A 23,579-nucleotide genomic window follows, 5' to 3' on the forward strand; every position below is an offset into this window, starting at 1 on the left:
AGAAGGTCAGTTTTTCAGGTACCATTTTGGATAGCGGCTGTTGGTGCTTGGTGAACGGTGTAAGGTCCTGAAACTATAGCACTTTCAGCCGCTTTCTTTTATCCCCTCATGAGAAATCCGGGCTAGCCCCTTGCGCCCGACGGTTAACCCGGCTTTCATGCTACGCAATGTCTGCCCCATCATCCGCGGGGTGGTGCGCGCCCACATTTCCAGTTTGGTTGGCAAGCGCTCGGCTACCTCAACGCGGTCGCGGCGACCGTACTCATGCTCGGCTGTTTCCTCCATCATGGCGGTCGTCAGCTCCAGGCTGGCCTTGCCGTCAACATAGGCATGATGAAAGCGAATCAGCACGGCGAAACTGTTGGGCGGAATACCTTCTACATTGTTGACGCCCTCAATGATGTAGATCTCCCAGGGTGCGCGCTCCATATCGACGCTGCGGGACATAGTACGCGCAGTAAAGATACACAGCTGACGCCAGTCTCCCGGTTGCGGTAGGCCCACGTGGCGAACGTGATACTCCAGATCGAAATTCTCATCATCCAGCCAGTAAGGATCATCCAGCTGGAAAGGTGCCTGTTCCAGCCGGCGACGGAAGAACGAGGTGGTATTCAGTCGGTCAGAAATGTACTGCAGGATTTCCTTATGTCGAACCAGCCCACCTGGCGCGCTGCTCTGATCACACAGCCAGAGACTGCCAATCATCATGGGTTGATTGGGCGCCTCAAAGTAAAAGAAGTGAGAGTCCATAGGGGTGAGCTGTTTCATTTTCGCAATCCTCGTACCGGATAAGGTGTATTCGATTCATCGTCAAGCGTCGCCGTAATTCGCACGGCAGGCATTGATTCAAGTCAAGCAGTTAAGCCAGAAATGTAAAACGCACCAAAAAACAGCCATAAACAGAAACGATGCTATTTGAGGCTAAATATAATAATGCAATTTTGTGACCAATAGGTCACAGCGCTTACAGCGCGCCCCGTAGCCCGCAAAAAAAGCGCCTCAAAACCTCTTTCCAGAGCCTTTTAAAATAATAAAAAAAAGATACATTTTTTATTTATGATCTAGCGCAACTGGCAGCAAGCACCAAAAAAGAGCAGGAAATCGCTGATCCAGCGTGATCTCGCCTCTCCTTATCCCACCTCATTTCTCCGATGATTTGATGCAGACCACGCAGCTATTACCCGGCAAGCTAGGCTTACCCACGTGCCACACATTCAGAACCCGGACACCTCTCAAGGAGAGCTCAGCATGTTTAACTCTGCAGGCGATTGCTTTGTCGTAAACCAGAACGATCTGCATGATTGCCAACAGCTGCATCAGCCGCTATTGAAAGAAGCGGATCTAAACGAGGGTGAGGCCCTGCTAGCGGTCGATCGCGCTGCCTTTACGGCCAACAACATTACCTACGCGGCGCTGGGCAAACGCTTCCAATACTGGGACTTCTTCCCGGTAGAGGAGCCTTGGGGGCAGATTCCGGTATGGGGCTTTGCTGACGTGACTGCCAGCAAGCACCCGAGCATCACTAAAGGCACCCGGGTTTACGGCTATCTACCGATGGCGCCACAGCTGAAGGTGCAGCCCGGTGACCTGACCGACAACGCCTTTACCGACAAAAGTAGCCACCGGGCTCATCTGGCGCTGGCCTACAACCAGTATCAGTTCACTGCTCGCGATCCAGCGTATCGCAAGGAAACAGAGGCGCTGCAGATGTTGCTGCGCCCGCTGCTGATTACCTCTTTTCTGCTCGATGATTACCTGGCTGAAAATGACTTTTTTGCTGCAGACCAGATCATCCTCACCAGCGCGTCCAGCAAAACCGCGCTCGGGCTGGCCTTCATGCTCCAGCATCAACGGGCTAAACGCGGCAAGCCCCTGACCATTACCGCGCTGACGTCAAACAGCAACCTGGAATTTGTCCGTAACCTGGGCTACTACGACAAAGTAGTGAGCTATGATCAGATCGGCGATCTGGATGCCAGCCAGCCCAGTGTATCGGTCGACTTTGCCGGCAACGGCACAGTTCTGGCGCAGGTGCATAAGCACTTTGCCGATAACCTGCGCTTTAGCTCATTGGTCGGCGCAGCACACTGGGATCAGCGCGGCGCAGAAAAGGATTTGCCAGGACCCGCGCCACAGGTATTTTTTGCGCCAGGCTACTGGGAAGCCAGAGCCAAGGAACTGGGTGCGGCCGCATTGATGACCCGCTTCGCGAGCTTATGGCAGCCCTTGGTTGGCTCAGTGAGCGCCTGGATGGACATCAGCGAGCTGGCAGGCGAGCAAGCGATCAAACAAGGCTACCTGAACACCCTGGATGGCAAGGTCAGCCCGCAGCAGGGCGTCATCATGCGCATGTGATAACGCCAACGCGCTCAACCCGGCTTTACAGCGCAGCAGCAAACTGAGTTAATTCTGCACTCAATCTGTAACAGCCGGGGCAAGCGATGTGTGAACTGCTGGGTATGAGCGCAAACGTACCAACTGATATCTGCTTCAGCTTTGCCGGGCTGATGCGTCGCGGCGGCGGCAGTGGACCGCACCGCGACGGCTGGGGCGTCGCCTTTTACGAAGGTAAAGGTGTGCGCTGTTTTCACGACCCGAACCCCTGCCACGACTCCGCCATCGCCAAACTGGTCGAGTCCTATCCGATAAAGTCGGAAAACGTCATCTGCCATATTCGCCAAGCCAACGTCGGCGGTGTCAGCCTGGCCAATACCCATCCGTTTACCCGCGAACTCTGGGGGCAATACTGGACCTTCGCCCACAACGGCCAATTGACCGACTTTACCCCAAAGACCGGACAGTTCAGCGCCGTGGGCGATACCGACAGCGAAGCCCTCTTCTGCCACCTGCTCAACACCCTCACCGCGCACTTCAGCGAACCACCATCAACGACCGAGCTGATAGAACAGCTAAGCCAGTCCTACCAGCCCCTGCTCGACAAAGGGGTATGCAACATCATGCTCAGCAACGGCGACTGGCTATACACCCTCTGCACCAGCAAACTCCACTGGATAACCCGCCGCGCGCCCTTCGGCGCTGCGCATCTAAGTGATGTGGAAGTGAGTATCGATTTCACCGAGCACACTACCTCAGCAGACGTGGTGACTGTTATTGCGACTGAGCCGCTGACGAGTAATGAGCGGTGGACCACTTATGAGCCGGGGGAGTGGCGGTTGTGGCGGGAGGGGGAGATGGTGATTCGAGGGGAGTTTATAACACAGGGTCTAAGATCGATCTAATACCAACCAGTGGTATTCGCCAACTTACTTTTCGCGTAAACCGCTCAGTTAGACCGCTGTTTTCTACGTAACTTCGGGCCTCACGGTATTGAACATTACCTCTTCAGCAAGCTGATAAGGCATTGTAGCTCTTGATCAACGTTCCGGCTGCTCGGAGTAAACCTGATTGCAGTTTTCGTGAAACTTCGCCAAGACTACAATATCTGACCACTACTGCGGATAAAGGTCTTCACTGCGGCAGCACTCGCTCAGTTCTGTCTCTTAGAGACTGGGAGGGGCGATATGAATCGCCCCGGCTTTCCTAGACACTTTCCTGGCTCAGTAAATGTTGCTTCTCGAACTCTACCGGCGACAGCTGATTGTTGAAACCATGCCGGCGCTTTGAGTTGTAAAACATCTCGATGTAGTCGAACACATCAGCACGGGCATCCTGCCTGGTACTGTAGATTTTTCGCCTGATTCGCTCCCGTTTCAGCAGCTGGAAAAAGCTTTCCGCTACCGCGTTGTCATGGCAGTTACCACGCCGACTCATGCTACCAAGCAAGTTATTGGCTTTCAGGAAGCTCTGCCAGTCACCGCTGCTGAATTGGCTACCTTGGTCGGAGTGAATCATCACCTCCTGCTTTGGCTTGCGGCGCCACACGGCCATCAGTAAGGCATCAATAGCCAGGTCACTGGTCATCTGCGGCTTCATTGACCAGCCGATTACCTGCCGCGAGAACAAATCAAGCACCACCGCCAAATACAACCAGCCTTCATAGGTGCGGATGTAGGTGATGTCCGTGACCCAGACCTTGTTGGGTTCAGTGACATTGAATCGGCGCTCCAGATGATTCGGTGAGGCCGCTGGAGGCTTGCCACCATAGCGCCCCGGCCGACGTCGGTACCCTGTCTGCGAGCGCAATCCTTCCAGGCGCATCAGTCGAGCAACACGATGCTTGCCGCATGCTTCTCCAAGCTCACGCAGGTCGTCGTGGATTTTGCGGTAGCCATACACTCCGCCGCTCTCTAGCCACGCGTGCTTGATCAGTCCAAGCAGGCGTTGATCGTCCTTGGCTCGTGCCGACTTCGATTCAGCCAGCCAAGCGTAGTAACCGCTAGGATGTACTTTCAACGTCAGGCACAGGCGTCGAACCGAGTAGTCAGCGGATAGTTGGCTGATAAAGGCGTACTTCAGCCGGACTCCTTGGCAAAGTACGCGGCGGCCTTTTTTATTTCACCATGACTCCAGCACCGTACTTCGCTGGACTACGCCTAAGCTCGCTACAGCAGGTTTATCAATAACTTAGGCTAATTCATCATATGCCGGTGCTTTCCGAAACTTGACCCGGCTTCCATCCGCTTGGCTCCTAACAGGCTCCTGGAAACGGGTCTTTCCAAGGAGTCAGCTATGGCCAAGATCAAACTCACCAAGTCCGCAATTGATGCGGCAAAGCCCCAGGCGCAGCCCGTCGAGTTGCGCGACACTCTCGTCCCCGGCTTCCTGTGCAAGATCACGCCGGCCGGCCGCAAGGTCTTCATGCTCCAGTACCGGACGAATGCCGGTGAGCGGCGTAAGCCAGCACTGGGCCTGTACGGAGAGTTGACTGTCGAACAGGCCCGTTCATTGGCGCAAAACTGGCTGGCCGAGGTTCGCCGAGGCGGCGATCCGGGGGCCGCCAAGGCCGAAGCGCGCAAGGCGCCGACAGTCAAGGAGCTGTGCGTAAAGTTCATGGAGGACTACTCCAAGCACCGCAACAAACCCAGTACGCAGAAAGGCTACCAGGGCAACATCGACCGCAACATTATCCCGATCCTGGGGCGGATGAAGGTCCAGGATGTGAAACGCGCTGACGTGGCCGCGATGATGAAAAAACTGGATTACAAGCCGGGTGAGGCAAACAAGGCGCTATCTGTCCTACGTAAGATGTTCAACCTGGCTGAGATTTGGGGCTATCGACCTGATGGCTCGAACCCGTGCCGACACGTTCCGCTGTATACCGGGGGAAAGACCACTCGCCTCATTACAGACGAAGAAATGGCCAAGCTATTCAAGCACCTTGACCAAATCGAGGCCGAGGGCTTGGTGCCCGATGTCGTCCCGTTGGCGATCCGTCTGCAATTCGAGTTTGCTGCCCGGCGCTCCGAAATCGTGCTACTCGAATGGGAATGGATTGACCTGGAGAACCGCCGGGTGGTCTGGCCCGACAGCAAGACCGGTGGTATGTCCAAACCCATGAGCGAGGAAGCCTATCGGCTGCTTTCCACTGCGCCTCGGCAGCCCGGTGCACGTTATGTCCTGCCGTCGCCGCGCAACCCGCTTACCCACTTGACCTATGGGGAGTACTACGGCGGTTGGACCCGGACGCTCAAAGCGGCTGGCGTACCTCACGTTGGCACCCACGGCATCCGCCACCGCTCGGCTACCGACATCGCTAACTCGGGTATCCCGGTCAAGGTCGGCATGGTGCTGACCGCGCATAAGACGGTGACCATGTTCATGCGCTATATCCACACCGAGGATGATCCGGTGCGTGAGGCAGCCGAACTGGTGGCAAACCGGCGCAAGACGATTACAGGGGCTACACACGCCAAGGCGGCTTCCGTATGAACAGGCTGAGTATCCCGGCGTTCGGGCTTGCCGACCTCTGGGGATGGGTGGCTACTTGCCACTTGCAAGGGCTAGACAATCATGCCCGTTACGGGTATAGTTTTGATGGTGGACGAGTATGAACGTCTTGAAGCGAAAGGACTTTGCGCGGTGGCAAACTGCCGAGAAACTGTCCGATACAGCCTTGTGCAAGGCAGTCCAGGAAATGGAGAGTGGGCTGATTGATGCCGATTTGGGTGGCCACCTTTACAAGAAGCGGGTCGCCCGCCCTGGTGCGGGTAAGAGCGGTGGCTACCGCACCTTGTTATCAGCCCGTGTTGGCCACCGTTATGTATTCCTGCATGGGTTCCCGAAAAGCGACAAGGCGAACATCACGCGGGACGAGAAAAAAGCGCTGCAATATGCCGGCAAGGTATTTCTAGAGCTATCGGCCAAGGAGTTGGTGAAGGCATTGCAGGCTGGTGTTCTACTGGAGGTGTGTTGTGACGAGCAAAATCATTGAATCCCTGCGCGGTGATCTGGCCGCATTGCACGACGCCGGCGCGATCAGCAAAGTGACGATGCGTGAATTCGACGCGATCTGCCCGCCGCCGGTGCGCGAGTTCAGCGCCGACGACATCAAGCGTCTGCGTGAAGCGCTGCACTTCAGTCAGCCAGTGTTCGCCCATCATCTGCACACCACCGCCTCGACGGTACGCAAGTGGGAACAGGGTGAAACGCACCCAGCCGGCCCGGCGCTCAAGCTGCTCAACGTCATCGCTGACAAGGGCTTGCAGGCCATTATCTGATGAGTGTAAGACGGAGATACAGATAGTGGCGTCACAAATTGCCCCGTTCAGCTCCCAGCACCTGGAAGCTGCCTGCCGCGTTCTTGCCGACACCGCACAAGGTCTGACTGGCACGCAGATCGGGCGGTTGTTACAAGAGATCCAGGTAGCCGACTCATCCCCGGACATGACCAAATGGAAACGGCTGTTCAATGCGTTGGCTGGCGCTCAGAACCAGCATCAGGTTGGTAACCATCTCATCATGTTCATCAATCGCGCGATGAATCCCGTGAGCTACGCAAGCAATCCTGGGACATTTGCCTGGCGCCGCGATGAACTCAATGTTGTTTTGGCTTTCTCGGGTTTCTATGTGCGTGAAGATGGCAAAGTCGGATATGCCGATAAGGCCAATACGCTGGACGAAGCCCGTGCACGAGCCGGGCGACTCAAGGCGGCACTGGAAAGTCGCGCTGTGCATGTAGAAGTCCTGAACTACTGTCGCGCAGAACTCATGGACGAGAACTATTTTCACGCGGTATTTGAAGCGACCAAGGGCGTTGCCGAGCGGATTCGCCAGCTCTCGGGTCTGAGTGGCGATGGTGCTGACCTTGTGAATAAGGCATTTGGCGGTCAGCAACCTGTACTTGTCTTGAAGACACTGAGTACGGAGTCTGAAAAAAGCGAGCAGAGAGGCTTTGTAAACCTGCTGATCGGTCTGTTTGGGGCGGTACGCAATCCGCTTGCCCATGCCGCGAAAACGAATTGGCCTATGTCCGAACAGGACGCCTTGGACATCCTGACGCTGGTATCGCTGGTTCATCGTAAGCTGGATAGCGCCACGAGACTAGCTGCCGTATCGGCGTAACCGGGGAAGAGAAAATGGACGAGGCGATTGTAGTTTTCTCCCGGAAAGGAGTTTTCCAAACCACAATACTGGCACGTGGTGTACGCAGCCGTGAACATGCGCGCAAGCTTTGGCCATTAGTCTCTCCCGACGGATCGCGACAGATGGTGACGTGGGTCAGCCCCTCTTTTGAAAATGGAAAATTGCGTCGGCGATCCCATTTTCGGGTACTCCCTGCCCAACACACCTTTAACCCTAAAGCGCACTTCGATGATGAAGAAGCCAGCCGGTGGCGTGTTGTGCAAGAAAGCCCCGAACACCGGCGGGCGAAAGAACTTGTCGCGGAGGAACTCTCAAGGCGCTTGCGTGCTGGGCTTGCAATGCCCTGGTCATTCAAGGATGTGGACTCATCGGATTATCCGCTGGAGGGGAACTTGCTGCTTGGCGCCGACCGAGTGGCAAATGAACATCCCCTAGAGACGCCTTTTGGCAGCAAGTTCCGGCTCGACGTGGCTGTGCTTGGGCCGCCGGTCCAGGCTGAGCCGATGGTGCTTGGCGGTGTTGAAATCGAACTTGGCCATGCCTTTGACGGTCGCAAGGCGTTGATCGGAAAGTCACTCGGCTTCCCACTCATCTCCATCGATATCACCGAAATGACCCTGCCCGAACTTACGCCGGAATGGGCGCAGCGGGTATTGACTGCGACCACCCGCAGCCATGAGCAAGGGCGCCGGCAGACCTGCATCTATCTCCATGACTTGCTATACCCACTCTATGCGCAATTGCCGGCGTTTCTCGACGACGAGCAGCGCCATCAGTTTCTGGTGTTTGCCGACGATAAAACGCTGAACAAACTGGTGAACTGGATGAATCTACTGGCTGAAAAGCTGGAGTATTCGAAGGGAACTGTTGCTGTGGCGATAGTCAATGGTAAAAACGACCAGGCCCGTAAGATGCTGGAGCGTGCCGGGCAGGTTGTTGGGCCTGACTGGAGGGACTTCAATGATCAGAAATGTCTTCGCCTGACGCTTCCTCGCCCCAAGGGGCCAGCAGATCTTCAGGCGCACCGTTTTCACATGACCATGGCCCGTATCCTGCTATCGCATACCGATGCACTTGTTGGCTACAAGTATTGCAACGGAGTGGACAACAATCACCCCGAAGACGATATATGGGTTGCGAAGCGCTGGATTGCCAATGAAAAAAGATTTTCCGAGCATCGTGTATTACCGAAACGATTGGCCGAGCCGGTCAATAGGTTGATCGCCGTAGTTTCAGATCTCAGACATAATCGCACAGCAGCCCGCCACGAGGTGTGAAACCCCTTATGAGTACTCCGGCGTAGCCAAGCCAGGCTTCCTACGTGACTGACGTTGCATGGTGCTTGGCACCATGCGAGTGTGGCATACAGAACACTATTTGAAATTTATCCACACCCAAGATTTGCATCCCGGCGTGCCGCCGTCGGGCTCGCGGGCTACGCCCCGCGCTTCGTTCCGAATCGCGGCCATCTGGCTTTGATCCCTGACGCCTCCGGCCCATAAGGGCCTGCGCGCTCCGCTTGCCAAGGGCGAGTGTATGTAGTGGGTAGGGTATGGGCGGTCTTGCTGTTCCCTTCACCGTACCACGGCGTTCTCGCCGTCAAGGGCTGCGCGTGCTCGCACGCTTGCGGCCATGGCCGTTCATGACCCTGTGACAGCTTGCGCTGCGCCGTGCTGACGCCGGTTCCGGGCAATTCCGCCCGAGCAACCGGAGCACGATCATGACACAACTGTCCTTTTCCTCGTTCGATTCCTCTCTGCTGGTCCGTGACGCACAAGGGCGCTACCTGCCGGCGTCGGTAGATCAGATTCTTGACGCCGCGCGTCAGGTCATCGACCAGAAAATACAGCGTGGTATGTCCTTCACCTCACCAAGACTTGTCAAAGAGTACCTGTGTGCCAAGCTGGCTGGTTTCGAGCACGAAGTCTTCGCAGTACTGTTCCTAGACTCGCAGCATCGCTTGATCGAATACACCGAGATGTTCAGGGGCACCATCGACAGTGCTTCGGTGTATCCACGCGAGGTGGTCAAGGAGGCCCTGAGGCTCAATGCGGCGGCGGTGATATTCTCGCATAATCACCCCAGCGGAAATTCCGAGCCGAGCCGTGCCGATGAAGCCATCACCAATCGGCTCAAGGAGGCTCTGGCGCTGGTGGATGTACGCTCGCTGGATCATGTCATTGTCGCCGGTAGCGATACTATGTCCTTTGCCGAACGTGGCCTGATCTGACCCAGGGGGCTTCGGCCCCCTTTTTTGCTTCGCCGGACTTTGCTACTTGGCTCCACTGCGTTCACGCTGCCGGAATCGTTTGATATATGCATCATCGACCAAGTCGTCGGGGTCAAGATCCAATGCGCAGTTGCCTAGTGAGGCCAGTGTCCGGTCGGAAAGCTTGAAGCCGTTTGGTAAGCGGCCGTAATTATCGGCGCAGTTCTCCTCAATAGCGGCGAACAGCGCTTTGAAGAAATCTGCCTTGGATGCACGGACTGCCGCAGTTGCGGCAGCGGTCAAGGGATCCGTTGCAGTCGTGTTGGCGGTCTTCGCATCTAATGCTAATACCTGCAAAAATTCGCTCAGTGAAGGCCAGTACTTGAGGTCAAATTGTCCTCTCAAAGCATCCAGGTGATCTTGTACATAAGACGTGAATAGATAATTGTGCTGGGAGGCCGCCTCAAGCACGTCGCAGACGTGATAGTGAGTATCACTACTAAAGCCAGATGTATTATGCAGGTCAGAACGTCGCTCCAGCAGCATTGTTAGTTCGGCCGCCTTCTTTGCAATTTGGTGATTGGTTTTGGTGAGATCGTCTCGCGCAGTTCGCGCTCTCTGTATTTTCTCCGGGCTCCAGAAAGCGGCTGCACTCAGAACCAAACCAAGGAGAAGCGAGAGTGCTGGTGGGTGCAGGTGAAGCTTTTCATGCAGTTCTTGATAGACGTGCTTCATCTCAATCCCGCGATCTAGCAGCCGATCCGCGACGGCGCTTTCGCTTGGCAGGATATGGTGTTCACTGTTGTAACGAATTTCCTTTCGGAGAAAGTCTTCGCAGATCTGCTGTGGATTCATTGTTCCTGTTGAACTCATGGTCGATCCTCAATGTTGTAGTGCTCCACAGCATATTGAGTCAAAGCGAATTCGTCGGTATCTCAGCAAACACTATTTAATAGACGTTGAGGTACCTCCATACCACTCACCAACTACACTATGATCGCCCTCATCGGTTCGAGTGGGCGACTACGGGGAAATTGGTGTCTGTTCCTGCTCGCGCTCCGAAGTGGTCTGCAGTGGTAACAGATCCATGACATCACAAAACAACGCTCGATTCTTCCAGTCGTTTCTGTCGCCAATCACATAGAAGCGTCGTTTGGCGCGAGTTGTCGCCACATTCAAAAGATTCGGCTCCGAAACCGCCCAGTTGCGGGCTCCCGAACCAGCCGTATTACCGCCCAGCACCAAAATAACGATAGGCGCTTCCTTGCCCTGCATGGTATGGATTGTGCCGGATACCATCTTGTCAGAGAGCATGCCTCTAAGATTCTCTTGAACGGCTTTGAACGGAGTGATGACCACAATGTCTTCAGCCTTCACGCCATCCCTATGCAACAGCGCAAGCAAGTCCTGAAGGGCTTTGCCTTCGGCTGGTACCCAGTTGTCTTGTGACGTTCCGCTGGCTTGAATCCATCCGGTCAAGAAGCTGGCGAGAGTTTCCTTGTCGGGGCGAGGTGCAAGGGTTCCATACACCATCGCACCGTCATAGGCGATGCGGTTAGCGAGCGCATACATGGGTTTGTCGCAGCGTCGGTGTACGACCAGCGGTAATCCTACCCAAGTCTTGCCATCGGCCGGTCCAGCCATGCGCCCCCAGCGGGTAGCTTCATCAGCCAGTGTCTGTGCGGATTGTCGATTGGGGAGCCAGTGTGTATCGACTTGGTAGCGTGTGCGCATATGTTCAAGCACGGCATCGGAGACGGTGACGATTGGCTTGAGTTGCAGCGGATCGCCCACCAGCAATGCACGCCGGGACCGCCATAACGCGCCGACCGCTGCTTGGGGTGATGCCTGGCCAGCCTCGTCTACCAGCAGCCAGCCAATATCGCCGGCTCCCAACGAGCCGAATGAGCGCGCAAACGACGCGAAGGTGCTACTCAATACAGGCACGACCATGAACAGCGACGCCCAGGCCGAGCGAATAGCATCATGCGAGAAGCCTTGGTAGCGGGTGCCAGTCAACATTCCGTTGATGAGAAACAGGTTGGAGCGCATACGGGAAGCTTCCAACTCAAAGAACACCCGATGAAGCTTGAGTGCCTGAATGAAGACGCGGGCACGCGCTTGGCGCCAGCCTTCAAGACGCCAAGGCTCGGCCAACTCGATAGCATCGCCGCGACCAATAGCGCCGTCTTGCAGCCATGCGAGCAGGTGATCGGCTTGGCCTTCCCTTGCCACGTCGATGGCATCTTGCTTGTGTGCTTGGCATTGACTGCGCAAACGTTGAAGCGCACGTCGCGTATCGGCCGTCTGCTTTTCCAGGCTCTCCCGCGAAACATCCACTTGCTTGGTGAGGCGTGCTATCCGGCTAAACTCGGATTTGGCCAAGTCGTGGTGGCTTTCGAGCCGTTTCCGCTTAGCATCCCAGTCTCGCTGTGCGCCCCAAAAACTGAAAACTTTTGCCCAAAATCTCGGCTTTCGCGCTTGATGCTCGTCAAGTTCATACAAGCACTGTTTCAGCGCCATGCTGGCAGGACGGTTCTCTTCGGCATCCAGGCGAGAGAGTTGATTGACCGCATCAGCCAGCTTACTTTCAAGAGTACGTAGCGCTTCAGATTGCTCCGCGACCTGCTTTCTTGTCTTGCAGAGGGCTTGGATCAGCTCGCGGATGCGATTGGCAGCAGCACACGTTTTGCGCACCTCTGTCTTGGCAGCCTCATAATCGGCGATGGCTTGCCGCCACAAGGCTTGGCGTTGTTCCGGGGAGCGAGTCTTGTTGACCTCAGCGCATGCACTGAGCCATCCGAGAAAGCCTTTCGGTCCTTCTTGCTTGTCCGCCGGTGCCTCGTCGTTCTCCTCGCTTGCACCAAACTTTTCCTCTGCCGAGGAAGGCGTAGAAAACAAGGCGTTCACCGTGTCGCCAAATTCATCATCTAGTTCGGCCTCATCTTCGGCGTCAGGGTCCGCCTTGTCGTCGCTGCCGAACGGGCGCTGACCATAGAAGTAGCGCTCCACGAACTTGTTTCGCCGCGTTTTGCTACCCAGCGCACCGGAAATCAATCCCCACGCAGGTTTTCCACTCACCAGTTCGCCCAGCTCGGCGAAATACTCCGCCTCGGGCAGCCAGCTCTCGTCGATCTTGTCGCGCTGGGGTAATTCGAGCGTGACGTTTTCCACCGCGCCGTTATTGGACGAAGCCACAACGATCTCGAAGCCATACAGAGCTGGATCGAGTTTGAAGCACGACTGTTCCTTACCGCCATCATTGGCTGCTTCGCGTCCGTTTCGGATAAACCCATCGGAGGCTCGGGATAGCTTGGCGAGTACATCGGCACGGCTGGTAACAATGGCGGCAATCAAATCTCGCAACAGCGTCGTCTTGCCTGTGCCTGGAGGGCCATTGATACCCAACACTCCTTGTCCGTTGCCAAGTGTGGCGAGGATCGTATTGACAGCCAACTGCTGGGAATGCACCAGCCCCAGATGCTGTTCCGAGGGCCAGCAGCTCGTGGGATAGGCGTCTGGCATCAATCGATCGATTAGTGGTAGCGATTCGCGATCATGGTCTATTTGCAACCGTAGCCGTGCATCGTGCCGATATAAGTATTGATCTAACGGATTGCTTTTTCCTCCCTTGATAATGCTGTCGGCGACGTTGTCGAGATCATCGAGCAGAAAGCTATTGAGTGGATCGTCTTCCGACTCTGGCTTGTTGGGATTGACAGGCTGGGAGCGAAAGCGAAATACGTGGCCGTCCATGTCACCAAAGAAACCCGCTACGCCGATGTATTGGAGAATCCAGTGTGTCAGTTCACGCAGCGCTCCGCTGGATACCTGACCCTCGAACAGCACTTTCACATGATCGCCAATGGCTGTTTGGTCCTCCTCAAACCCCCTGGTCCAATCCTTTCCCGTCAACACCCGCCCCAGAAACCATGCTTCGCTGGAGAGCACGAAACTGTCATCGACGAACTGACCCGTCATAGTGAATTTCGCAGCGAACAGGGCCGACTCTCGATACTGTGGCTCACGATAGGCCTGATCAGCGCCATAGACTTCCTTGAGGTGTTCAGTGATACGCCGACTGTCATAGATATGGGCAAAGAGTGTGTGGCTCCAGACGCGCCGCTTGGGCAATTGTTGCTTTGCAACAATACTTGTCGTTGACCAAGGAGGGATAGGACTCCCTATGGGCGTGTTGTGAATGAACGCACTGTAGGAACTGCTGCGTTTCTTCAACTTAGGGGCAGACTGCGGTTGCAGCAATTCAACGGCATGCCAATACCGGACAATGCTTTCCTCTACTTTCAAAACTCTTTCCTATTCCTACAGGTGGTGAGGCCCATTGCGGTGGAGCTTACGCCTCCATCGCGCGGCAGTAATCGGCTAGTCAGTAAGATAGCTTTCATCCATCTCGGGATGAGATTCAAACTTTTCCGTTCCGATGTAGATCAAGCCCACTTCCTTCGGAAGAGCATCCAATCTTTCGATTGTCTTGTTGATCCGAGAGCATTGCTCGTTATTGATGTAAAACCGATGTTCGTCCAGCCAGTTTCGAGAATCGTGATAGTTGTCGAGTGTAGCCGCTTCTAACCGAGCTATATGCTGTTCTATCTTCGCACGGCTAACCAGCGGTCGAAGCCGAGGAATAATGTCGACAGTGCGATCATCAGATACGACAATGGCAAGCCTTCTGGGACCGCTCGCTTTTACGTAGCGAACGCCGGAATTGTATCGAGAGCCCCTTGAAGGCGTGCATTGATCGGTCGCCTCGCCGTCGAGAATGATCCCGATAGCATGGCAAAGGCCAGCGGGATCGAGCAGTATGGTACCGTCGATTCCACTGACACTCTGCATCAACGATTCAGAAAGCAAGGTTGGATCTATACAGGTACCCTGCTTGCTAAGCCGTCGTGCTTCGCTGGCTGCGTCGGCAGCGACGACAATCATGCTGCCGTAATCTTGTCTAGTCTGGGCCAGCAATAGGCTCCATAGGTGCAATCCATTTTCCCGTGAAGCTTGAGGAAACAGGCGAGCATAGTTTGAGAGGAAGGCAACCTTGTCGAAAGGTTCCTGCGGAAGCTTAGGCACAGCATAGTGACTGCGCAGCAGGACTTGATTGCCGCAACGCAACTCCCAGTGATAGTGATCGAGAAAAGCAACTGTGAACGCATCCTGCGCACTGAAATCGTGCGAATCCCTCAGCTTCCCAAGTCCGTAGATGCGCTGACTGTCTGCAATGATGCCAACACCTGTTGTCGCCATCTGCAAGACCTTCCGCGCCCATCGTGGCTCACGAAAAGGAACCGGCTGAGCAAACTTTGCAAGGAACTCGATCGCCTCGTTCTCCGGATCGACGAGAATAAGCTGACCAACACCTTTCGCCCCCTCATACATAAGAGATGAGATAAGGTTCAATACATTGAAAAGATCGGCATGAATGTACCGTTTATCGATTGAGAGTCCTGGAGTATGCAGGAAATTCTTTGCAGCAATACGTACGATTTCTTCTGCATCTCTCATGCTGTTTTGGATAAATCGTCCAGGCTGAGGGTTCTGCAACTCTTCAGTAGCCTCATGAAGAACGGCATGCATCGCTGCATGTATCAAACTGCGAAGCCCACTTCCTTGCTGTCCCTTATCGACAGGTTTGGAAGGTAGCGGTGGGAACTGCACAAAAGTTGCGTTTGGAATCTGTATGACCGGGGTAATGTAGTAATCGTCAATGCGTCTGACTTCGCCACAGAAAGAAGCCACATCGTGCTCGGCGTCGAAGACCTGGAGAGCCTGCCCAACAGATATACGTACCGAATCTCGGCGCATCCATTCGGGCTTGTCCCGCATACTTGCCTCGTCGCCAAAAAACAGGTTCTGCATATCGTGGTTGCGGTAAGTCGATTCGACTGAATCGAGCAAGCCCTCAAATAGTGACAGGGGCCATTTTCCCGCTTCTGGCTCGACGCAGACCGGATTCCGGTTCTCGCTATTGGGTCTTAGCGCTCCAACAAGAAGCACCTCTGCCTCTGAAGGTGCTCCCAGCACCTTGAGGACATCGCGAGCCAGTATTTGAATACGTATTCTGTAGTGCTCTTGGTATCCCCACATAAAAAGGTTGATGACGCGACCGCCCATTCCTAACTCCGCTTGCTTGTAGGCCGCGTTGTCTTAGCGGCGAATGATTGTTTTTTGGCGTACCTCACCAAGTATTCCAGAGATCAATACTGGCGTTGATAAATGCCTCCGCGTCAGCGCTTTCCCAACAATTGGGCGCTCTACTGCGGAGCAGGTAGTACTGCTCATTGGCACACACTAATTTAGTCTTGTCCGCTTCATTCTGAATCCAATTTATTGCGTTGACGAAGGCGTCCGCATAACTAGAGCTGAATTTGTCGTTCGGCACGTTATAGAGCAAGCCTTCCAAGAAGTAGGACGGGGCGATTCCAGGTTGCAATGTGCCGTTATCAACGAGCTTGCTTCTAATATTCTTCAGGACGCGAACCATAGGTTTGAGCCATTGGTTGCTGTCCTGATGCTTGGCGGTCAGGTTTTGCGAGTGCTGCTTCGGATAGTTGGCAATGCGTTCTCCTGCTCCATTGAAGAAACAGATACCCTCGGTGTACTGCGCATTTTGGCTGCTCTTGAAATTCCAATAATGCCGGAACTGCATCGCTGCGATGACATCGGCTTTCCGTCTGCTACCATTCGCCGCTACGGCAATGGCCTTGTCTCCGACCTTGACGTCAGAGCCAAAACGGTCAGTAAGCGCCTTAATTACATCCTTCTTGTACTGGTCATATGCGTAAGTGGCCGGAATACTTGCCTGGTCATATATCGCTTTATCTTCAGGCGAAAGCGATGTCAGATCGGTGTAGTAAACATCATCGAGTCGTATGACCACATCCACATCGCTTTCGGAGTAGATGTTTGTATCGTTTCCATAGGAGCCTTGCAGGAAGACCTGATAGTTCTTGCCGTGGTACGCAGCACTCGCAGTCTCCAGTGCATCTTTGATGCAATGGTAGGTTGCAGCTGACTGCTTGATAGATCCTTGGTGGGACCAGACTTCGAGCTGTGACTCAGGTATTCCCATGCTCTGCCTCCCTCATATCAAAAACTCCTTTAGCTGTGCCTCATGCGCTGCGAACGATTCACTGCCGCACTGTCGAAGGAGATTCAATTTATCAAGGTCGTGCTCAAGCAAGTCTGTCGCCATTTCTGGGCGCTCAAAGGTATCGCTGATACGAATTGTTGGAACGTCATTGAATAGAATGTTGCGCAACTGATCCATTGATTGAGTGTTAATCTCAAGCGTCTTCTGAAGCAACTGGACGGCAAGCCATTTTTTGGCTATCCGCATCAGTAATCCCGGCTTTGGTTCAGGGTAAGTACCGACGCCGACGTTCACGACCCGAATATCTTTGCGTTCCATTTCTAAGGCGACAGTCGCGTCTGCTACTGCAAAAAGGGTGGGATTGTTTGCGCAATAGCCTCCATCGATCAATTCGATCTTGTCGCCGGCTGCAGTGACGACCGTCTTCCTATTGAAAAATGGATAGGCCGAGCAAGACGCTTGCACTGCGTCAGCAATGCTGACTCCGAATCCAGGACTGAAGGTTCCCTTGCGGCCATGTGCCTGCGCAACGCTACCCTTGAAGATCATGGGACGCTCGGTCACCCAACGGGTAGCGACGATACCGATACCCGTCTTGACATCTTCAAAAGTCTTGTCTGTAAACACTTCCTTCGCCAAATCTTGAAGTGCTGCTGTTCTTTCCGAAGCTGATCGGCTGGACATAACTCGCGGCACATGCGCGGTGTAGAGAGCGTGTATCTGGTCTACTTCATATCCTAGAGCGATGAGTGCAGCAATGATCGCCCCAGTGCTCGTGCCGAATACAAGGTCGAACCGCTTGTATAGTGGGCATCCAAGCATGGCCTCAATTTCCTTGAGAACGCCCAGTGTATAAAAGCCCTTTGCGCCACCGCCATCAAGAGCAAGGACACGGCATACATTGTCGCAAGCGTACTCGGTGGCCAGCGATGGTGAGGAGTTGGAGACGCTCATTCCTTTGTACCCTCCACGATCGCATCCAATTCACGCTGGACTCTATCCAGCAACTGGCTAGTTTTGTGCTGGTCGTTCTCCGTATAAGCCAGCGTTAGTAACGTAAGTGGATGCACCTCCATCACCTCGCACAGTTCGGCCAGCTTGCTGAGGGTCGGGCTTTTCAGGTCGCGCTCCAAGGTACTCATGTAGGTACGGCTCGACACATCGGAAAACGCTTCTTGGCTCAAGCCACGCGCTTTCCGGACTGCTTTCAACGCCCTCGCCAATGAGTATTCTGCTGCCACCTATGGTTTCCTCTCAAAACCCAAGATGACAACTCGTTGCGCACTATAGGGCTACAATCTATAGTGTTCATTTTGAGTTTATCCCCATTTCGTGTTTTTACGGAAATCCGCTTTTGCGGATCTCGCCAAATCCGAGGAGTCGTATTTGTGCCTTTCCAGACTTACGCCAATGCGCCTTCACGCTTCTACGCTTCGGCTGATTCGCGGGGTTGCGCTTTTGAGTTTTCACGTACAAATGGTGAAGCGGTTTGGTGGTTCTGTTCTTTTGGGGAAGGCGTGCGACCATGACTCTGCTCATCACCGACGCGGAGCGTGCGCAATTGATCACCAACGGCTACGCTCGCACCAACGGTGAATCCCTGGACCCGATGCCAGTGGTATGTCTATTCACCCCGGATGCGCACGCTACCTGGCTGCTGGCCTCGCTCGATCCTGCCGACGGGGACACCGCCCACGGCCTGATCGACCTTGGGATCGGCATGCCTGAGCTGGGAACAGTGAAGTTGTCCGATCTGAGATCCATCGTCGGACCGCACCGGCAGCTCGTGATGCGCGATCGCTACTTTCAGCCGGTGCGACGGCTGTCGGAATACCTGCTGCTCGCCGAGGAAAGCGGCTCGATCATCGACTGAGCTGTAAGGGCGAACGGTAGCGTATTATGACGTTTTGGGTCTGACTCCAGACCCTTACGGTCTGGATGGGCGATATTGCATCCAAATAGGGCGTTCAGGATCGAAACGGTCATGATCCCCGGCGTGGCTTTTGGCAGGCTGGCCGATGCGGCACGCCATTTTGGGGCAGGCCGCCGTCGCATTCGGACGAAACTTGCAATAGCTCGGAGCCAATCGGTCTTGACGCTAACAGTTTATCGTTGGACCCATGACATTCTGATGATCGCTCCATAGCACGCGTATCCGCAGTGGCGACGTACCTCAAGCCGAGGGAGGTTGCACCATGGCTGGTCACAACGCCGCGTCCTGGTATCCGACAGCGGCCTATCTCTACGTCCTGCACCTGGATGGTCCAGCGCGGGCATGGGAATACCTGCGTCGCCATCCTGATTACCGCCGGGACTGGCTACGCCGTCGTCGCCGGTCAGATGCAGCGCATCACTGGGGGCTGCGCCTGCTAGAAAATCCTGCGTTGGATGCCCGGGACGCGCATCCAACCTGGTTTCCCGATCACGATGCAGTGCTCCAACTCTATCCAGATGTCGACCCACCACTCGATGCGGAAGTCTTCACGCTTTGGCGCCTTCCGGGCCACAAGCACCTGGTCCACGATGGGCGGCGATTGATACTGGTGGCCCGCTGGCCGGGTGTCTGTCTGCGCTTTGCTTTGGCGCCCGACCTGGCCGATGGCATGGCTTACGCCTATGCCATCCGAGCATCCAGCACGTCCCGCGCACGCTGCCAGGGGTTGTCGGCCTCGCTGGGTAAGCTGGCAACCGTCACCGGCATCCCTCCTGTGGCGCTGACATGGCCTCGACCATCCCTGGCGCCTTTGTTGGAGCTACACACCTTGCAGGCACTCGACGCGACCTTGGCGGGCGCGTCATTGCGTGAAGTAGCCGAAGGGCTGCTCGGGGCTGATGCCATCGCCTATGACTGGCATGCCGACAGCGCCTTGCGCGCCCGCGTGCGTCGGTTGGTCCGCAGGGGTAATGCGCTGATGCGCGGCGGCTATCGCCGCTTGGTACAACTTCCTCCGGTTGAGCAGGGACGCGCTGCAGTTACCGCAAAACGTCCCTGAACAAGAGCCCCGTGTTTCTTGAGACTGCCTCCATCCGGCCGCGCTGTGTGGCCGGACGTTTTCAACCGATGGAGGTACATCCCATGCGACCCGCTCCTTTACGACCTGCCGCCGTTACTGCCGCTGCGCCCGCGCAGCCACAACGCTACCTAACCAACGACGAAGCCGCCGCATATCTACGTCTGTCGCCGCGTACGCTGGAAAAGCAGCGCGTGATCGGCGGCGGGCCGAAGTTCCGTAAATTCGGCCGCCGTGTCATGTACGCTGTGGCTGATCTTGATGCGTGGGCCGATGCGCGCAGCTACGAGGCCACCTCCGACCCCGAATACGCCGAACGCCACGCGGGTGACTACCGTGATGGCCGCTGATCGACGGCTCGCCGGTGCCCAGCGTCAAACTCAGCTCATCGCCGCCGCCCTGGCAGCGGCCAGTGCAACAGCGAGAACAGCTCGATTTGTTCCGCGCACTGCCGGGCGAGGATATGGCACCGCGCGACGCCCAGGACCTGATGGCCTATCCGTTCTTCTCGCTGGCAAAGTCGCGGCGCACGGCGCCGATCGACTTTCGCAGCGGCAAGATCACCATTCGTGTCGAGGGCACGCAGGAACACGGCATCGCCACTATCTGGGATGCCGATATCTTGATCTGGGCCGCCAGCCAGATTGTCGAAGCCCGCGATGCGGGCATCCAGCCGTCACGTCGAATGCAGGCCACGCCCTACGAGATCCTGCGCTTTATCGGGCGCGGTACGTCGCTGCGCGACTACCAGCGCCTCAAAGCCGCATTCGACCGGCTGCAATCGACCACGGTGGCCACCTCCATCCGAGAGACCACCGGGCGGCGCCTGCACCGGTTTTCCTGGATCAACGAGTGGAAAGAACTGGCCGATGCCAACGGCAAGCCGCTAGGCATCGAGCTGATCTTGCCGGACTGGTTCTATGCGGGCGTACTCGATGCCGCACTGGTGTTGACCATCGACCCGACATACTTTCGGCTCACCGGCGGTATAGAGCGCTGGCTGTACCGGCTGGTTCGCAAGCATGGCGGTCGGCAGGCAAACGGTTGGCAGTTCGATGTCCCTTACCTGTATCGCAAGTCCGGCAGCTTGGCGCAGCCGCGCGATTTTGCCCGCGACCTGCGCGCCCTGGTAGCGAAGCAGTCACTGCCTGGTTACGAGCTGTCCATCGAACGCTGGCCCGGCGAACCGGAGATTCTCGCCTTCCGGCCCGTGCCGCAAACGGCACGGGGATAAGTCTGGGGATGGCAGCAGAACAAGCTGTGAACGGGCTCGTGCTATCGGGCGCGCTAAGACTCGTGCTATCAGGCGCACCGGTATCGTGCTATCAGCCGCGAGAATTTAGTCTAACAAACTGGTTTATAAATACTTTTTCGGCCCTTAACTTTATATCTAACTTAAAAACTTATCTAACCAATAATAATAAACCGCTATTGAATCGGTGGATAAACGTCAACCAGCAACAACAAAAGCGTTTTTCAGGCTGTTCAAGGTATTACTTTCCTGTACGGAGGGCCGCGCCATGATCGTTGCTTTGCTCAATCAGAAAGGCGGCGTAGGCAAGACTACGCTCGCTACCCACATCGCCGGCGAACTAGCGCTGCGCGGTCAGAACGTCATCCTGCTGGATGCCGATCCGCAAGGATCATCACTGGACTGGACACAGCGCCGAAGCCAGCAAGGTTTGCCCAGGCTATTCAGTGCCGTGGGTCTCGCCCGTGAGACCTTGCATCAAGAAGCGCCAGAACTCGCCAGAAGGGCCGATCACGTCATTATCGATGGCCCGCCCAGGATTGCCGCCTTGGCGCGCTCCGCACTGCTGGCGGCCGAGCGGGTGCTGATCCCGGTGCAACCGAGCCCCTACGACCTATGGGCTTCTGCCGAGATGATGGCGCTGATTCGCGAGGCACAAATGTTCCGCCCGCAGCTCACTGCGGCCTTCGTCATCAATCGGCGCGTCAGCACCACGGTGATCGGGCGTGAAGCACGACAGGCACTGGCCGAACAGCCGTTGCCCGTACTGCGCGCTGAAGTGCGCCAGCGTATCGTTTTCGCCGACAGCGTGGCCGCTGGCCGATTGGCACGCGAAACGGCGTCAGACAGCATCGCCGCACGTGAAATCACGGCGCTGGTGGATGAACTGCTGCGGTGGCCGTTATGAGCAAGGCGCACAGCAAACGCGTCGGCATCGGTGCGCGTCCTCCCGCCAATCCACAGGCGGAGGCATGGATTCGCCAAGGCGACGCCGACGCACTCAACAAGGGCGATCTCTACACCGCCCGATTGACCCTCGATATCACGCCCGCCATGCGGGCGCGCATCAAGGTCTCGGCCTTCACGCAGGGAGTGACCGTAGCCGAGTTACTGCGCGCCTTGCTGGAACGCGAGTTCCCGGAGAACCCATCATGAACACACAACCTTCGACGGCACCAGTTGCATCGCGACCACCGCTTGTCTCGTTCCCCGGCCAGGCCGACAGCGCACCGCTGACGCGCGTCTCGCTGGCCTATCTCGAATCCCGCTTCAAGCTTTACCTGCGCTTCGGTGAACCCGTACGCATCATTCGATTCGATCGCTGGCGGCGCGTGGCGGTGTTCCTGCCAAACGCCATATTCTGCCGCATCCGCTGGCAGGCTAATGACTACGGCACTGTGCGTTGGCAACTCATGGTGATGCAGTCTGGTCTGCCGCGAGATGCCATGCAGCGTATCCCTGGTGTGAAGCCCGGCGCGCGTCTTCTGCTGCACACGCAAGGCGACCACAGGGTGCGCACTATGCTGGAACGCATCGACGCTATCGAGGCACAAGGTATTGCACCGGCAACGGTGCCACCCGCGTACTGGCGTACGCTCGCCAATCGGCTTGCTGCGCGTTCTCCGTTGCCCGAGTACACCTCCGAGCGACATGCCGCCTGGCTGGCCGGGAGGGCGCTGCAATGACCGTCGTGTCTAATACTGGCCCCGCATTGCGTTCTCGCTCGCCCTTGAGCGTGCGCATCTTGCTGATAGTTCTTTCCGTCTGCGGCTTAGCTGCATTGGCCTGGGCGTCCTTCGTGCAGCCGTTGCCGCGCCTGACCTACAACCCGTCGGACAGCGTGGCCGTGGGTTGGTATCGCCTCGATCCGCTGCAACACTCGTCCGATTCGCTGTCACATCGGCTGGAAGTCGGCAGCATCGTCCTGACCACATTACCGCCAGAAACGGCTGAGCTCGCCGCGCGGCGTGGTTACCTGCCAGACCACATTCCATTGCTGAAACGTGTGGGTGCAGTCGCACCGCAACATGTATGCATTTCGGCCGATCAGATACGCATCGACGGTGTACTGGTGGCGACTTTGTTGCACACCGACCGGCTTGGCCGGGAGCTACAAGCCTGGCCGCACTGCCGGCAGCTTCAACCTGGCGAACTGTTCCTGTTGAGCGTGACCAACCCAGCGTCGTTTGACAGTCGCTATTTTGGTCCGGTCAGCGTGTCTGCCGTGATCGGTGTTGCGAGCCCTGCCTGGCTGGAGAAACGTCCATGATGGCCGCCGATTTACTGTGGTTCAGCGTGACATCGAAGCTCTTCCTTGATGGCGCGTCGCCGTGCTATCGCGCGTGCAGTGCGAGCGCATCCGCGCAGCCTTCCAACGTGCAGGCGTCTTGCCTCGAACATGCCCGGCCTGTGGTCGTGGCTGTGTTCGCCGGCGCGCTGGCTGCCAGCAGCACCGCGCCCCCGGGCCGCCGCTGCCCGGAGCGACAGCGAAGGGCAAAGGCGGAAGGCAAGACAAAA

23 protein-coding genes and 1 pseudogene are annotated in these 23,579 nt (G+C 56.2%); 16 read left to right on the forward strand and 8 right to left on the reverse strand.

Annotated elements, in window-relative coordinates; all coding sequences use genetic code 11:
* Positions 1-84: 84 nt before the first annotated feature.
* Positions 85-768, reverse strand: a complete 684-nt coding sequence (locus tag H4J77_RS00005; RefSeq protein WP_182246412.1) for a wax ester/triacylglycerol synthase domain-containing protein — start codon at positions 766-768, stop codon at positions 85-87.
* Between the two features lie 480 nt (positions 769-1,248).
* On the opposite strand from H4J77_RS00005, the gene H4J77_RS00010 reads away from it, so the two are divergent.
* A complete protein-coding gene (locus tag H4J77_RS00010; RefSeq protein WP_182246414.1) occupies positions 1,249-2,355 on the forward strand; it encodes a DUF2855 family protein in 1,107 nt (368 codons plus the stop codon).
* Positions 2,356-2,441: 86 nt separating this feature from the next.
* On the forward strand, positions 2,442-3,239 hold the full coding sequence (locus tag H4J77_RS00015; protein WP_182246415.1) for a class II glutamine amidotransferase: 798 nt from the start codon (positions 2,442-2,444) through the stop codon (positions 3,237-3,239).
* Positions 3,240-3,540: 301 nt separating this feature from the next.
* Here H4J77_RS00015 and H4J77_RS00020 read toward each other — a convergent pair.
* Positions 3,541-4,452, reverse strand: a pseudogene (locus tag H4J77_RS00020) (IS3 family transposase); the annotation flags it as partial.
* Between the two features lie 177 nt (positions 4,453-4,629).
* Here H4J77_RS00020 and H4J77_RS00025 point away from each other — a divergent pair.
* The 6 genes from H4J77_RS00025 to radC all read left to right on the forward strand — a co-directional run bounded on the left by H4J77_RS00025 (position 4,630) and on the right by radC (position 9,712).
* Positions 4,630-5,829 (forward strand): site-specific integrase, encoded by a 1,200-nt coding sequence (locus H4J77_RS00025; protein ID WP_182246416.1) that lies wholly within the window; start codon positions 4,630-4,632, stop codon positions 5,827-5,829.
* A 118-nt stretch (positions 5,830-5,947) separates the two neighbouring features.
* A complete protein-coding gene (locus tag H4J77_RS00030) occupies positions 5,948-6,331 on the forward strand; it encodes a type II toxin-antitoxin system RelE/ParE family toxin (protein WP_182246417.1) in 384 nt (127 codons plus the stop codon).
* Positions 6,312-6,617, forward strand: coding sequence for a DNA-binding transcriptional regulator (locus tag H4J77_RS00035; protein WP_182246418.1), 306 nt, complete (start codon positions 6,312-6,314; stop codon positions 6,615-6,617). The genes H4J77_RS00030 and H4J77_RS00035 overlap by 20 nt, the downstream gene beginning before the upstream one ends.
* A gap of 25 nt (positions 6,618-6,642) precedes the next feature.
* A complete protein-coding gene (locus H4J77_RS00040; protein WP_182246419.1) occupies positions 6,643-7,461 on the forward strand; it encodes a TIGR02391 family protein in 819 nt (272 codons plus the stop codon).
* Between the two features lie 14 nt (positions 7,462-7,475).
* Positions 7,476-8,759 (forward strand): hypothetical protein, encoded by a 1,284-nt coding sequence (locus H4J77_RS00045; RefSeq protein WP_182246421.1) that lies wholly within the window; start codon positions 7,476-7,478, stop codon positions 8,757-8,759.
* Between the two features lie 443 nt (positions 8,760-9,202).
* The gene (gene radC / locus H4J77_RS00050; RefSeq protein WP_182246423.1) at positions 9,203-9,712 is read left to right on the forward strand and encodes a DNA repair protein RadC; all 510 of its coding nucleotides are present in this window, start codon (positions 9,203-9,205) and stop codon (positions 9,710-9,712) included.
* A gap of 42 nt (positions 9,713-9,754) precedes the next feature.
* Here radC and H4J77_RS00055 read toward each other — a convergent pair whose 3' ends face one another.
* The 6 genes from H4J77_RS00055 to H4J77_RS00080 form a co-directional block, all read right to left on the reverse strand.
* Complete coding sequence (locus H4J77_RS00055; RefSeq protein WP_182246425.1) at positions 9,755-10,564, reverse strand: hypothetical protein; 810 nt, start codon at positions 10,562-10,564, stop codon at positions 9,755-9,757.
* Between the two features lie 150 nt (positions 10,565-10,714).
* Positions 10,715-13,999 carry an AAA domain-containing protein gene (locus tag H4J77_RS00060; RefSeq protein ID WP_182246427.1) on the reverse strand — a complete coding sequence of 1,095 codons (3,285 nt, stop codon included), beginning with the start codon at positions 13,997-13,999 and terminating at the stop codon, positions 10,715-10,717.
* Positions 14,000-14,074: 75 nt separating this feature from the next.
* Positions 14,075-15,820 (reverse strand): hypothetical protein, encoded by a 1,746-nt coding sequence (locus tag H4J77_RS00065; protein ID WP_182246429.1) that lies wholly within the window; start codon positions 15,818-15,820, stop codon positions 14,075-14,077.
* Positions 15,821-15,884: 64 nt separating this feature from the next.
* Positions 15,885-16,778, reverse strand: coding sequence for a nucleotidyltransferase (locus H4J77_RS00070; RefSeq protein WP_182246431.1), 894 nt, complete (start codon positions 16,776-16,778; stop codon positions 15,885-15,887).
* A 12-nt stretch (positions 16,779-16,790) separates the two neighbouring features.
* Complete coding sequence (locus H4J77_RS00075; RefSeq protein WP_182246433.1) at positions 16,791-17,753, reverse strand: patatin-like phospholipase family protein; 963 nt, start codon at positions 17,751-17,753, stop codon at positions 16,791-16,793.
* Positions 17,750-18,040, reverse strand: coding sequence for a helix-turn-helix domain-containing protein (locus tag H4J77_RS00080; RefSeq protein WP_182246435.1), 291 nt, complete (start codon positions 18,038-18,040; stop codon positions 17,750-17,752). Before H4J77_RS00080 ends, H4J77_RS00075 begins: the two co-directional genes overlap by 4 nt.
* Positions 18,041-18,324: 284 nt before the next feature.
* On the opposite strand from H4J77_RS00080, the gene H4J77_RS00085 reads away from it, so the two are divergent.
* From H4J77_RS00085 to H4J77_RS00120, 8 genes are all read left to right on the forward strand, one after another.
* Positions 18,325-18,672 carry a DUF2958 domain-containing protein gene (locus H4J77_RS00085; protein WP_182246437.1) on the forward strand — a complete coding sequence of 116 codons (348 nt, stop codon included), beginning with the start codon at positions 18,325-18,327 and terminating at the stop codon, positions 18,670-18,672.
* 322 nt (positions 18,673-18,994) lie between these two features.
* Positions 18,995-19,792 carry a DUF2285 domain-containing protein gene (locus H4J77_RS00090; protein ID WP_182246439.1) on the forward strand — a complete coding sequence of 266 codons (798 nt, stop codon included), beginning with the start codon at positions 18,995-18,997 and terminating at the stop codon, positions 19,790-19,792.
* An 83-nt stretch (positions 19,793-19,875) separates the two neighbouring features.
* Positions 19,876-20,160, forward strand: a complete 285-nt coding sequence (locus tag H4J77_RS00095) for an AlpA family transcriptional regulator (RefSeq protein WP_182246441.1) — start codon at positions 19,876-19,878, stop codon at positions 20,158-20,160.
* A gap of 14 nt (positions 20,161-20,174) precedes the next feature.
* Complete coding sequence (locus H4J77_RS00100; RefSeq protein ID WP_182246443.1) at positions 20,175-21,044, forward strand: replication initiator protein A; 870 nt, start codon at positions 20,175-20,177, stop codon at positions 21,042-21,044.
* 286 nt (positions 21,045-21,330) lie between these two features.
* Positions 21,331-21,969 carry a ParA family partition ATPase gene (gene parA / locus H4J77_RS00105; protein WP_182246445.1) on the forward strand — a complete coding sequence of 213 codons (639 nt, stop codon included), beginning with the start codon at positions 21,331-21,333 and terminating at the stop codon, positions 21,967-21,969.
* On the forward strand, positions 21,966-22,217 hold the full coding sequence (locus H4J77_RS00110; protein ID WP_008294922.1) for a hypothetical protein: 252 nt from the start codon (positions 21,966-21,968) through the stop codon (positions 22,215-22,217). The genes parA and H4J77_RS00110 overlap by 4 nt, the downstream gene beginning before the upstream one ends.
* Complete coding sequence (locus H4J77_RS00115) at positions 22,214-22,747, forward strand: DUF2840 domain-containing protein (protein ID WP_182246447.1); 534 nt, start codon at positions 22,214-22,216, stop codon at positions 22,745-22,747. Before H4J77_RS00110 ends, H4J77_RS00115 begins: the two co-directional genes overlap by 4 nt.
* Positions 22,744-23,331, forward strand: a complete 588-nt coding sequence (locus H4J77_RS00120) for a S26 family signal peptidase (protein WP_182246449.1) — start codon at positions 22,744-22,746, stop codon at positions 23,329-23,331. Before H4J77_RS00115 ends, H4J77_RS00120 begins: the two co-directional genes overlap by 4 nt.
* Positions 23,332-23,579 lie beyond the last annotated feature (248 nt).

The sequence above is a fragment of the Pseudomonas sp. 5Ae-yellow genome (assembly GCF_014077575.1).
Classification (GTDB): domain Bacteria; phylum Pseudomonadota; class Gammaproteobacteria; order Pseudomonadales; family Pseudomonadaceae; genus Halopseudomonas; species Halopseudomonas neustonica.